Here is a 12,987-nt window from a genome sequence, read left to right as displayed (position 1 = left end):
AACAAGGGAAGAACAAGCCCGATCCCGAGCGATCATACCCGTTTGGACGCCTTCTGAGCGTCCGTTCCGTAAGTGAGAACAGGGCGTAGGCCCAGCGGAAGCCGGGCCTTGGTCAGTCGTAAGTGTCAAACTCAGGTTTGATAATTTGTATATAACTGCCTACGTGCCAGAGTGTTTCAGATCTATCTCTTCTCAAGAGTCTCCTTCATCAGCACCCTCACCTTCTCAAGATCGTTCTTGGTGTCGACAGAGATTGATTCAGATGAAACGGGCCTGAACTTCAGGACCTTTCCGTTCTCCAGGAACCTGAGGTGATCGATGTCCTCGATCTTCTCCAGGTGTCCCATTTTCGTCGATACGAAGAAATCGAGCGCTTCCTTGGAGAAAACCTCGATCCCGACATATTTGTTGTAACTGAACATTATGCTCCCTTTCGGGAAAGGCACTGCGGCACGGGACATGTAGATGCATTCGTTCCTGTCGTTCAGGGCGAGTTTGATATTCGCTCCGTCAATGGTCTCGACCGGGTCGGTCAGGACGCGGTATGCTCCTGAAAAGAACACGGATCCCATCTCAGCCTCAGGCGGCAGTGCCTCGCAGATGGTCTCCGGCATCAGCAGAGGCTCATCTCCGTTTATGCATACGTAGTGATCCGATCCGACTGACTCTGATACTTCCTGCACGCGCGAGATGTGGTTTGGGTGGTCCCTGCGGGTCATCACATAATCCATTCCTGCTTTTCTGCAGAAACCGGATATCCTGTCGTCATCGGTGGCCACGATAACCCTTTCGAATCTTTCGACTTGGGAGCAATGCTCATAGACCCACTGGATCATCGGTTTTCCGCAGATGTCGGCCAGAGGCTTCCCGGGGAAGCGCGTCGATTCATATCTTGCAGGTATCACGCACATCAGTTTCATTCTATCACGTTAGGAAGTTCGGCAGGGGATACGGCATATCTGATGCCCGATCTCCTGCATTCATCCTCAGTATATCCGAACCCGTAGGTCACGGCTGCGAAACGGACGCCGACGGCCTCCGCCGCGGACCTGTCCTGAACGGTATCGCCGACGAGCGTGCAGTCTCCGGGAGCGGTCCCGGTCTCCGCCAGGCACATCCGGATCATGTCCGGCTTGGTGACCCTGTCGTCCCTGTCGACGCCGTGCACCGAGATGAAATATTCCTCCAGCCCCCAATCGCGGACAAGCTGCTTGGCGAACCTCTCGGCCTTCATGGTGGCAACGGACATGGAGAACCCCTTTTCCTTCAGGACGGACAACATCTCCCTGAACTCGGGGTAGAGCCTCGATTCCTTATATCCTTCCTTTCCGTAGTAATCCCGGTAAATCTCGACCGCCATTGGAATCTCCTCCGGGGAGAGACCGAGTTTGCGCCCGAGGTTTATCGGCAACGCGCCACCTATGACATCCGCCAGTTCGCTGTCATCCGGGACCCTTCTGCCGAGGGCCTGCGCAGTGTGCCTGTACGAGTCGAATATGCCTGCCGACGTATCGGCGATCGTGCCGTCCATGTCGAATACCACCAGCCTGCCCAATCCGTCACCCCTGCAGCGCATACATGGTCGGCGTCACGAACTCCATGTCCATCGACTGCGAAAGATGCTGGAGCACGTGGGAGATCTGATCGTTCATCTCGCCGGCGTCCCTCTGCATGTAGGACCTCGAAACGAAGCCGACATAATCTTCGCTTCCGCCGCCGAATCCGTCGAAGCCTGCCAGGGCAGCATGCTTCACCCCGACCTTCACCAGCAGCGACAGCAGCATCAGGCCTGCATTGTCTGGTTCGGAGCTTTCGTTGAGTAGCGAGGGATAATCGACGCGCAGGACGGAATCGTCCTTCAGCCTGAAATTCGAAGTCGCGACGATCTTGATTCCGTTCAGGCTGTCCGCGGGAAGGCTTTCCGCCCTCAGTGCGTTGCTGATGAAGAGCATGTTCGCCGGGTATCCTTCCTTGACGGTGTTGATATGGATCACGAATGCATCGTTGGCAGTTATCCAGTCAGATATCTGCTTCCTATAGGTCTTCACGGAATCGCCGGAGGCCAGAACGAGTATCTTCCTCCCGTGCAGGATCCTGCCGATCTCTGAGACGGCCTCCGAATCGTCGATCTTCGATGACTGGAAGCTGTAATAGAGATGCTCGATGAGCTTCTTGTCATATAGCCCCCTAGACTCGGGCGGTATGAGGCTCAGTATCTTCGAGATGCTCTCGGCCCCCAGGGTCCTCTTGAGCATCAGGTAGTTGGCATAGTTAGGGTGGCACTTGTTCACTGCCGAAAGATAATAAGGGCTGGAGTATCCCCACGGGGTCTTCAGGTAGATGTCGTTCAGGTATCTCTCCATCACCGACAGGAGCGGCAGGATGTTGTACTTGTGGCCGTAGGTGTTGTTGATGTACTGAGTTATCAGCTCGGTGGTCAGGTTCCCGGCGCCCCTCCCCATGCCGAAAACGGATGAATCGATGATAAGGTCCCTCTTCTCCGAGACGGACATAATCGTCTGGGCGTTGGAGAACGAGAGCTGCAGGTTGTTGTGCGAATGGAAGCCCACGACCGTCTCCGGGTCGAGGTTGCTGTCGATGATGGAGAATATCCTCCGGACGTCGTTCGGATACATGACCCCCAGAGTATCCACGATGTAGAACGCGTAGGGGTGCAGCGCATTAACGCGATCGATAAGATCTATGAGCTCTCTGTCCGTATAGGTGGAGGTCCCTACGGGCTGCACGTAAACGTCGTAGCCCTTGTCCATCAGTATCCTGGCCTGGCGCATCTCCTCCTCGAGCTCATGCTTATGGAATGTCAGGCGTATCCCGTCGATGCCTTCCGGCCTGCGGGGAGTAACTTTCTCTGCATCGATGTCGCCGAGAGCGATCATCGCTACATACCTTGTGCCCGCCTTCTTCGTGAAGGAATCGATCATGTCGGCGTTCCTGTATACCGACACATCGGGGTCCTGAGGAGCGTCCTCGATGAATCCGCATTCTATCGTCTCGACTCCCGATTCCTCGAGAAGCGATACTATCTCGGAGATGGCGGATTTCCCGAATCTCCACGAGTTGATGTATCCTCCGTCTCTGAGTGTGCAATCGAGGATGGAGATGGAACGCATGCATTTGCATCGCGTTCATGACAATAAAATGTTTGATTCCTAATGCAGACGTGTTGGTATGAATGATTGAGCAGGCAGAGTTTCAATGAAACATATGGCGTGCCCATCCGACAGCCTGATTTTTCTGATCCGCGCTCATATGAAGTGCAATATGATCCCCGACGCAAGCACGATGAAGATGAGCCCGATGTAAAGATACAGCTCCGACCATGAACGGAAGATGCTCTTTTCCGTCTTCGAATCATATTCTGTATCTTCGTCGAACATCTTCGGATCGAGCTCGAATAATCCTCTGCAGTTGCCTTCGGGACGGCTGTGTATGACGAACGCATACCTGTCGCGGAACTTCTTCTCCAGAGACAGGTATCTGAAATCCATATACCAGAGGAACATCAGCGGGAAGACGGATACGACGGCAAGGAATTCGGAGCCGAAATCGCTGTAGCATAGTCCCAGAACCGCAACGGCCAGGGCTACCGCCCATTCTTTGCATCTGAATGAGTTCTCAGCCATCCTGGAGATGCAGTTTTGGAGAAGGTCCATCTCCTTGAACAGAACTTCATTCCCGGAAACTGTTACGGCATCATTGTTCATCTCGATCGGTTCCACGATTCCGGATGTGCTGTGCGCCGATGAAAAACTTTCCTCTGTTCCGACTGTTCGAAATGCTTTTTGCCCTTCGCGTCGCACATGCACGGCGTCATCACCTCTCAGAGTTCTATAAATTAACCGAGAGTTTGAAATAGTAGTTTTACCAATAATACGATACAAAGTGATTATATGGGAAGCAATGTTTTCGTTTCATACAAGTATAATGACAGAAATGTGAGAAAGATCGGAGACAAATTGGATACCACCTGCCGCGATTATGTCGACGAGATTCAGGAGATACTCAAGGACAGGAAAACCTACTATTTTTGCGGGGAGGAAGACGGGGAGGATCTGTCCGATCTTGATGATGACACTATTGCCGGCAAGCTTGCGGACAAGATGTTCTACACAAGCCTTACTATCGTTCTTATATCCTCTAACATGCGCGTTCCCCTTCAACGTGAGAGAGATCAGTGGATTCCATGGGAGATTTCCTATTCGCTGAGGGAGAAGACAAGGTCATCCGGAAACAGCGGGATCAACGCAGTGCTGGCTGTGGTGATTCCGGACATCAACGGAAGTTACAGTTTTGCAATAAAAGAATCGGGTGATGTCCGGACAATATGCACTGATAGGTTCTTCAATATAATCGGCAGAAACATGTTCAATCATAAGAAAATCGATAAATTTCTCACAACAGACGGACATTACAACGGCCCTATCAGTTACATTCCTATTGTGAAATGGTCTGATTTCAAATCGAACCCAGAGAAATATTTGAAAGAGGCAGAATCCCGCAGGGTTCATTCCGACGACTACAACCTGGTGAAGAAGATCGACCCGAGCTGGTGAAATGCGCCATCGCCACAACGTGTTCGTCAGCTGTTACTACGGAGAAGACGGGGATTACAAGGAATATCTGGAGGACATGGCTGCCGAAACCGGGATATTCATCGACCGTTCCGTCCAAGAGTACGATATCGACGACAGGGGGCTCTCCAGCGAGCAGATCCGCAAGATCATCCGCGATAACTACATACGAGATTCGACCGTCACCATCGTCATCTGCGGGCCTAATTCCAGGAGGAGGAAGTTCGTCGATTGGGAGATCCACGCGACGATGTACGACAGCCCTATCAATCACCGCGGTGGGCTGCTGGCCATCAATACGCCGGAGTCGGGCAACTGCACCTTGGCAGCGCCCGTGGACGAGTATATGATCCAGGGCGCTTACAGGTACCGTGAATATCACGATCAGGATTGGCTGGAGGATCATTTCCCGGACCTGCCTGACCGCCTGTTCTTCAACATCATGGACGGGGCCCCGATATCGGTCGTGGATTGGAAGGACGTATATCAGGATCCAGGTAGACTGTTCGAACTGATCCACAACGCTTTCGCCAGAAGGAACGATTTCCCTTATAGGATGGACATCCCGCTCAGGAAAAAGAACTCCTGAGCCGGCCCTATCCTTCTGGGATTTCTTTCCTGGCATCCCAAGATGCTGTCCGGGCAGAGTAGTATATTGCTGCATCTTCTTTCAGCAGTAAGAGATGATAGTTTCTGCTCCGCAGAGCCCATTTATAATCAGCCCTTGCAACTGGCATTCAAGTTATGGCGGCCTCGTAGGCCGTGAGGAACTGAGCTTCGGGCCCCTGCTCTGCGGCATGTACCCGATGTTCTTCGCGATGTCTTTCCTGTGCAGTCGAAGCATATCTCTCCTGCCTTCGGTCTGGCAGAATTAGAAACACAATCAATCAATGATAAACCATTAAAAATCGTTTAAATATCCACAAGGTGCAAGCTATCAAAAGGAGAAATAAAAATGGAAGATGAAACAGGGGCATCATACACTTACAGGGTTGCAGAAGTGCCAGACATAGGATCATTGAAGAAACAGCTTGAAACAGAGGGTTTTTTCGTCCAGAAAGTTTCGGATTCTATAGCAAGAACATCTGATTTTTCGATTATCGGCAATAATACTATTGATGATTTCATTAAGTTTGCTAAAAGAACGAAAACGACAATTGTTATGATCGATTCAACATACATAGGCAAAGAGTCATGTACAATCGATCTAGACATATACAGCGATGATTTCAAAATCCTTGATAAAGAAGTCAATAAATTCAATGAATCTCTTGACTCTGTGGATTTCTCGGTCCCATATGATACTATATTGTTTTTTCTTTATGAAGGATGGCCTTTCGGAATAAAATTCGCCAATTCTAAATTGGCGAGCCTTGCGAGAACGGATGAGCGTCTCCAATCATTATTGGATGATCATAGCGAGGAAATAGACAGAATCAGAGGAGAACGCCAGAAGAAAATTTGTGAAATGGAAGATTCTTTAATGGAAAAAATCGTCTGCGATCCTGATTTTCAGATTTGTGTCAACCAGGCTTCCAGAATGGAATATCTCAAACGTTATCTGGAGAGGCCTGAAAACCGCGAGGCTAAGGAATTGCTTTCGGGAAGTTATGGTGCTCCAACTAATTCTTCGCTCAAAGGGTTCGGGGATAGGGCATGGGCATTGGTAAAAGCAAGAAAGAAAGGGGCGTGAATGAAAGTAAATCATCATTAAGCATCAACATTGAAAATAGGTCATTACGGGCCCGAGTGTGATATTAGGAATATGAAATGATCTGCAGGTAGACAGTGTTCTTTGAATTACTGGCTAATGATAAAGTTGCTGAATTGTTATTGCGACCACTTACAAACAGACTTCAAGACAGCTTTCTCTATATTGTGGGGCCAGATGGGCATGTGAGGTCGAAATCTTTGCTCATTCCAGGTTTTCTTTGGGATTAAGTTGTAAGGCTCCGTCACGATAACCTCATCGGCAAGGAGATGTCAAGGATCTCCAAGACCTGTGGCAAAGATGTGTCTCGGTTACCCTCCATCCCTGCCGTCGACAATGGCGATCGCTATGTCGAGGGATGGAGGAGCTGACTGAACAGGAGTCCCGTCCTCTGCGCTTCCAATCTGTCGGCATGGGTGAATCAGAGTATAAGTGCTGCGAACTTGTTCGCCAGGCGGGCCCTCAGTAGTCTGCGGGCAGGTGATGTGCCAGCGCCTATTGTCTAAGTAGTTCCAGGGATGACGAACGGTATCCCGGACCAGAATCGTAATTTGATGATCAATGTTCAGTTTTCGAATCATCACGGGATCGAAAAACGCATATGAGGTTCTCAGGAATGGTCAGCTTCAGTACTTTGGTCTTCTTGCCGCTCATTCGGGCATTGATCTATTTTCTCATTCCCTCTTCCCTCTGATCCTTTCTTTGCTCTCTCCATCGATCTTGCCTCTCTTGCCGATAGCTTTGCACCGCAGACGATCCAGTCTATGATCTCTTTCACCGTCTTCGAAAGCTCGCTTCCTTTCTCGTAATTTGCTTTGCAGGCAAAGTTCACCCTGCCATCCCTGACCAGTTTGGATGCTGTTGTTCTGTCTTTATCGTAGACTGCTATCGAATGGCCCCCGTTGACCTTTACCACCTTCATGCAGGGGACATCGGTCATGCCGTCCCCTATGTAGATCATGTTCCTGAAGGGCACGGGGCGTTTGGAGTCCGGAATGTATCTGTTGACCATGTCGGAATCAGAAATGTCCAGTGCGCCTTTGTTGATGCGATAGACGAACTGGGTCTTAGTGGTGTAGTTTACCACGTTCTTCGGCCAGACGGGGGCATCGTTCTCATCGTACAGGAACTCGCAGGCGTAGATCCTGTCGAAGTACTTCGCAATGGAAGTTCCTTCGATCATCTCTTTGAGGCCGGATGATATCACATAATGCTTCAGAACCGCCCCTTTCTCTGCAGCATACCTGTTCATCGAGGGGAACCAGTTTTCGACGCCGTTGTAGAATTTCACCGATTCGCCGAGTTTGACTAGGTCGGGGCGGCGGGTCTTGACTCCAGAATCGGCCATCTGGAGCATATAGGCGAGGTTGTTGTCCATCTCTTCCTTTTTCGCCATCTCGTTGACAGATCTCCAGAACTCTTTCGGCGAGTGCCCTGTGCTGGGTATGAATGAGAACTCCTGCATCTCCCTGGTGCTCAGGGTTCTGTCGAAGTCGTACATCATAGCGATGACAGGTTTGTTGCTTGAAGACATAAGTGATGACCAGTATGCGGATACTCAATCCGGATTTATCGGTATATGCAGATCGCCTTGGTGCAGAAGCCCTGTTAGCTGGGAAAGGTTATGATGGCTGGACGCGGACTTGCAAGGCCTCTGGCAGGTACGGTTATTCTGTCAGGATATCTGTCAAAGTTTCAGCCGCCTGTTCCTCCTCCGCTCGCCTCGTCTCCAGCTTCTCCCCGCTCCAGATCCTGTACACGAACTCTTCCCTGGGCACCTCGGCGAGCCTCCTCCCGTCCAGGTACAGGCCCTCGATCACCGGGCCGGCGCTTGCCTGAAGCTCTGGGTCGGACGCCAGCTCCGGATAGTACCAGCAGGTCAGCGCTGTCAGGTGCGCGTCCGGCACGTCTTCCGACGCGCTGATCATCATCCTCATGTCCACGCTGAACATGTCGCGCTCATCGCCGTCCGAAAGCGCCTTCAGAAGATCGAAGACCTTCTCCCCGTACCCGGTCAGCGCGTAACTGTCATCCTTCACGGATATGATCCCGTTCTCCTCCAGCGTTTCCGCCGCTTCCTCGATGCCTTCGGAATATCCGCAGGCGAAGTCCGCCTCGGCCGAGCCGTCCCGGACGTGGACAGCCTCGTATATGAGCGCCAGCCTGTGGAGCCTGGAGTCGCTGACGGGCTTTCCGCTGTACCCTATTATGAACATCGCTTCCTTGGAGAAGCGGTCCGCGGCGATGTCCAGGGCATCGCCTATCTTGATCTGTCCGTTATGCCTCTCGAAGTCGTCCGAATACGGATCCGTTTTGGTCCCTCCCTTTCTCCTTTTTAATTCATCACTCGGAGTTCTGCGAAGCCTGCGCCCGCAGATCCGATGATCTTTCTTAAAAATACTAATTACACAATAGTACTTAAACGATATCGTTGTATCAAGAAGCATGTCGGAGATCTGAGGCAGACTTGCTGGGTTAGTCAGGGAATACGGAACTCAGTCAGCAGTCAATCAAGGTTATAGTATGCCGAGAGAAACACTTCAGATACACAGACGCAAATACAATAGCATAAACCTGATAGAAAACGGAGGGTGCACAGAGATGGTCGGGCTGAGCATAGAAGATCTGGACAGCAGGCAGATGCTTATGCTGTATGCAGTGAACAAGGCTCCCAACGGAGTCCCGACCGAAATGCATCTTCAGAAGATAATGTATCTGACGATCAAGGCGATGGGACAGGACCCGGTCAAAGCCGTAGGGTACAGGGCCCATTATTACGGGCCTTTCAGTTCAGAAGTCGATGGCTGCAGAGAGAGCCTCATAGATGCAGGATGGCTCCGCAAGAACGCCGGCGAGAAAGTGAGCATACCGGACGAAGTCAGAGATACGGTCAGCAGGATAAAGCCTGCCGACGGATTCCTGGACGCTAAGATAGGCAGCATCGTGGATTTCATCTGCTCGATGAACACTGAGGAAATGCTGATGTACATCTATGCCGACGATCAGAAGAACAACGGCGGAGAGATGATCGAGAACTCAGATGTAAGAGACAGCATCTTCGCCAGACGCAAAGAGATCGCCGAAGGGATGATGAAGAAGGAAAAGGTATCAGTAGGAAAAGGAGCCGAACTAGCAGGCATGGAGATACGGGATTTCATGGATTATATGAGACAATGACCGCCGAAGACATGGCATGACCCAGAAAACCTGTAAAGTAATCGACGCCTGCACAATGATCAACCTCTTCGAGAGAAGCGGTTGCGATATCAGGCCCTGGCTGCAGCCTTACGGCGCCATCACTACCGATTTCGTCAAAGATTAATTTCTGTACAAGGGACCGTGTTCCCGGAGATCATCGGGATCAACCGCCTTATCGGATCCTAAGTCTCCTGACTGGAGGAACACAAACAATATTTCCTGAAGCAGGTTGTTTTGTGCATTGTAGATAAGAACAGATTTTGATTTTCTGGCATTAATACAGTTCATCACCCTCTTGCTGTAGAGGCAGCAAACCTCGGTGCATTGGCAAACGGGCCCGGAGAGTCCCTGTTTCCGTATTTGCGTCATGCAGCATTCATCGGACCGAGGCGGCATGGCCTTCTAAGCAGGCGCTTCCGTTGAAATTAGTTTACAAAATTTGTAAAGATTGATATACATAAAATGTAATGAGAAATCCGTGAAGGAGAAACTCAGGGCCTTGGATCTCCGTCTGACCGATATCGCAGGCTACATCGGTGTTTCGCGCCCCACGCTGTACAGGTATCTCGGCCTGTATGAATCCGGGAGCAGGTCCCAGATCCCGAAGGAAGTGCTGAACCTCTTCCGTTATATCGACAGGACGAAGAACGTCACCCATGACATGGTCATGGTCTACTTGGTGACGAATTTCGCGAAATGTTCCGCCGGCGGACCTAAAGCCGAGGTTCAGAAGTACATTTCCGAAGCCTGCGATGACGACCCGAAACTGCTTTTGATGGCAGCGCTGGCACATTCTGACGCGGCCGATACGGTAGTCCCCTATCTGACAGAATGCCTGGATCTCCTGGGAAAGGAAGAGCTGACTGATAATGAGAGGAATCAGGTCGCCCGTTTCCTCAGTTTCTCAGAGAGGGTCTCGAGGAACGTGCCGCTGAACGATGACGAGAAGAAAACACTGGAGTGATAGACATGGCAGAAAAGAAGACCGAAGAGATAATCGCTGAGCACCCGACCGACCGCCGTATCGTGAAGATCGCTAACTTCAGGAACCTGGGTACTTTCCAGAAGGGATGCGAGAAACCCGAGGCGGACACGCTGGTCCTGAACCGCTCCGTATCAAGGGAGGGGATAGGCGGGCTGGTGTTCCTGATGGGGCTCAACAACGCCGGCAAGAGCAACGTTCTGGATGCGATAAAGAGATGCAGGGACCGCAAGTTCGAAGAAACAGACATTCCCGATTTCCTCGATGAAAAGATGAATCCCAACATCGAGATGTATCTGGCGGACGGAGCATACCTGGATATCGATGAGAAGACCGCCGCGGAGAGGATCGAGGAGTTCTGGAAATCCGGAAAGCTTTATGAAAAATTCACTGAGAGGCTGTCATCAGTTGAAAATGTGACTGCGGAACAATGCAGGAAATATATCTCAGCTCTGATCGAATGCGTTTCAGAGAAACCAAACAGCAAGAACGGCGGAGGCTCCTCTGGCTGCAAAGGACGTTCAATCCCCGTGATGTTCGCTGCAAAATTATCGAAGTACATCGATACTCAGATTTCAAATTACCCATATAGAGACGGATACAGAGAACATCTGGAAAAAATAACCAAAATGATGAGGGATTATTGCGCCGGGCGCATAAGCGATCTGTGCACAGCGACATATGAACTCGGAGAGAAAGTAACGGGATACAGGCTCGAAGAAAGCCTGACCAATCTGAAGAACAGAATGGACAGCAACAATTACGAAGACTGTTCAAAAATAAGTTTATCAGGTGAAAAAGACAGCTTCGACATGCTTTGCGGTCTTTTGATTGGAAAAGCAGTCATGGATGACAGCGGAACCAACGTAATAAGTAGGGATGTAAGTCAATTAGCGGATTCCCTGCAAAAAGGATTCGATGCTGTCGACATCGTAACTCTCAGAGTCCTTGCAGATTCTGTCGGAGAGTGTTTCGATGACTGCGTGTTTCATTTCGAAGAGGAATGGAACGATGGCTTCCTCAAGATGCTGAGAAATGAACCGCCGGATACGAGATCATTCTCAGACACCCTCATGACCAATGCCGTCAGCAGCAAGCGGTTCAGGGAGAAGTATAGATACATCCCGAGCAAGAATGTCTACAGCTACATTGAAGAGATGATCGACAACAGCCAGCTACGCAGCCCCGGGAAGATGATCAATCCTTTCTTCGAAACGATGTTCTCGTCCATAGAAATCCCCGAATCCGCGATCAGTAACCTCTACAGCGGCGAGTTCAGCAAGGGCCGCGCAAAGAGCCTGGAGAAAAGATGCAACAAGAAGCTTGAGAAGATATCCGAGGAGTTCAACAGGATGTTCTGTTCCGATCCCAAGAACAGATACGCTTTCGAGATTGGCTTAGAAACCGATTATGTATACTTCTACATGAACAGGGGAAACACTGCGATGGGAAGCCTCAACAGGCAGTCGAGAGGATTCCGCTGGGTCTTCGATTTCTATGTCAATTTCATCCTCAGGAACGAACTCCAGCCGGGCGACATTGTGCTCATGGACGAGTTCGGATACGGTTTGAACCCTCAGAGCACCAGAGAACTTGTGAAAACGCTCAGGAGGTTCGCCTCCGAGTCCGGGCTGACGATCGTCATCGCCACCCAGAACTTCATGGCTGTGGATATAAAGCACTTGGACGAGGTCCGGCTGGTCATCAACGGTCCGGACGGCAACACCCGCATCCTCAACAATTTCGAGCAGTTCGATCATGAGAACCATGACGTTCTGAAACCCCTCACGGATGCTCTGACTGTAGGGAGGAACTATCTTGCCGAAGAAGGACATACGACGGTGTTCGTGGAGGGCTCCTCGGACTACTTCTTCCTGACCGCGTTCGAGGAACACTTCCGCTCCCAAGGCAAGGACATGAACGTCGACTTCATCCCGATCAACGGGCTCGGAGCCAGGATGGACGATTACAGGAAGACGATTGCCGACATCTCCCGGATCGAGAAGCGCCCGATTATCTTGGCGGACGGGGATAAGGCAGGACAGAGCTTCAAGAGCCTGGCGGACGGCAATGAAAAGGCCGTTGTGATCAGTCTGTCCGAGGCCGCAGAGGATGAGAAGATCATCGAAATCGAGGACATGTTCTCGTCCGAGGACAGGAAGAGGCTGAAGGTCGACCTGAAGAACTTCGATCTCAATTCGGAGTTCGCGCAGAACTGGGAGACAGAGGTCCCGAAGTGCTCCGAGGAGACCAGGGCAAGGTTCGAAAAGGTCATCGGGAACGTCATGCTGGGCTGATGCTGGAGATCGGCGGGATCTCAAGCAAGTATGAATCTGGGCGTGATACCTGTCTGGTTCAATGCTCGGCATTCGTGCAGGGCCTGACGCCCTGCACGGGTTTCCGCTGACTGCAGCACGCCCCTGCTTTATATCCGTCGGGTCCTGAGTGCTGTGCCGGGCGTGCGGCCGTCCCTGCCGGATCGTCCGACGCTCCGATCGGTCCAA

12 protein-coding genes are annotated in these 12,987 nt (G+C 51.1%); 6 read left to right on the top strand and 6 right to left on the bottom strand.

The features are described from left to right. Positions 1-182: 182 nt before the first annotated feature. The 4 genes from O8W32_02555 to O8W32_02540 form a co-directional block, all read right to left on the bottom strand. Positions 183-920 (bottom strand): 3-deoxy-manno-octulosonate cytidylyltransferase, encoded by a 738-nt coding sequence (locus tag O8W32_02555; protein WII09724.1) that lies wholly within the window; start codon positions 918-920, stop codon positions 183-185. Continuing rightward, positions 917-1,576: an HAD hydrolase-like protein gene (locus O8W32_02550; protein WII09723.1), complete on the bottom strand. Its 660-nt coding sequence runs from the start codon at positions 1,574-1,576 to the stop codon at positions 917-919. Before O8W32_02550 ends, O8W32_02555 begins: the two co-directional genes overlap by 4 nt. Continuing rightward, positions 1,560-3,131 carry an aldolase catalytic domain-containing protein gene (locus O8W32_02545; protein WII09722.1) on the bottom strand — a complete coding sequence of 524 codons (1,572 nt, stop codon included), beginning with the start codon at positions 3,129-3,131 and terminating at the stop codon, positions 1,560-1,562. Before O8W32_02545 ends, O8W32_02550 begins: the two co-directional genes overlap by 17 nt. 135 nt (positions 3,132-3,266) lie before the next feature. Beyond that, a complete protein-coding gene (locus tag O8W32_02540) occupies positions 3,267-3,740 on the bottom strand; it encodes a hypothetical protein (GenBank protein WII09721.1) in 474 nt (157 codons plus the stop codon). A 171-nt stretch (positions 3,741-3,911) separates the two neighbouring features. Here O8W32_02540 and O8W32_02535 point away from each other — a divergent pair, with 171 nt between their 5' ends. From O8W32_02535 to O8W32_02525, 3 genes are all read left to right on the top strand, one after another. Continuing rightward, positions 3,912-4,574, top strand: a complete 663-nt coding sequence (locus tag O8W32_02535; GenBank protein WII09720.1) for a TIR domain-containing protein — start codon at positions 3,912-3,914, stop codon at positions 4,572-4,574. Between the two features lies 1 nt (position 4,575). Next, the gene (locus O8W32_02530; GenBank protein ID WII09719.1) at positions 4,576-5,181 is read left to right on the top strand and encodes a TIR domain-containing protein; all 606 of its coding nucleotides are present in this window, start codon (positions 4,576-4,578) and stop codon (positions 5,179-5,181) included. 366 nt (positions 5,182-5,547) lie between these two features. Next, positions 5,548-6,285 carry a hypothetical protein gene (locus tag O8W32_02525; GenBank protein ID WII09718.1) on the top strand — a complete coding sequence of 246 codons (738 nt, stop codon included), beginning with the start codon at positions 5,548-5,550 and terminating at the stop codon, positions 6,283-6,285. 628 nt (positions 6,286-6,913) lie between these two features. Here O8W32_02525 and O8W32_02520 read toward each other — a convergent pair. Together O8W32_02520 and O8W32_02515 are read right to left on the bottom strand one after the other, a co-directional pair. Then, positions 6,914-7,804, bottom strand: coding sequence for an HAD family hydrolase (locus O8W32_02520; GenBank protein WII09717.1), 891 nt, complete (start codon positions 7,802-7,804; stop codon positions 6,914-6,916). 166 nt (positions 7,805-7,970) lie between these two features. Further along, a complete protein-coding gene (locus O8W32_02515) occupies positions 7,971-8,519 on the bottom strand; it encodes a hypothetical protein (GenBank protein WII09716.1) in 549 nt (182 codons plus the stop codon). Positions 8,520-8,904: 385 nt separating this feature from the next. Here O8W32_02515 and O8W32_02510 point away from each other — a divergent pair, with 385 nt between their 5' ends. The 3 genes from O8W32_02510 (at position 8,905) to O8W32_02500 (ending at position 12,780) form a co-directional block, all read left to right on the top strand. Then, the gene (locus O8W32_02510) at positions 8,905-9,480 is read left to right on the top strand and encodes a hypothetical protein (protein WII09715.1); all 576 of its coding nucleotides are present in this window, start codon (positions 8,905-8,907) and stop codon (positions 9,478-9,480) included. A 499-nt stretch (positions 9,481-9,979) separates the two neighbouring features. Continuing rightward, positions 9,980-10,465 (top strand): hypothetical protein, encoded by a 486-nt coding sequence (locus O8W32_02505; protein ID WII09714.1) that lies wholly within the window; start codon positions 9,980-9,982, stop codon positions 10,463-10,465. Between the two features lie 5 nt (positions 10,466-10,470). Then, positions 10,471-12,780, top strand: coding sequence for a hypothetical protein (locus O8W32_02500; GenBank protein WII09713.1), 2,310 nt, complete (start codon positions 10,471-10,473; stop codon positions 12,778-12,780). Positions 12,781-12,987 lie beyond the last annotated feature (207 nt).

The organism is Methanomassiliicoccales archaeon LGM-DZ1 (assembly GCA_030168595.1).
GTDB lineage: Archaea > Thermoplasmatota > Thermoplasmata > Methanomassiliicoccales > Methanomethylophilaceae > Methanomethylophilus.
This window is presented reverse-complemented; position numbering and strand designations above follow the sequence as displayed.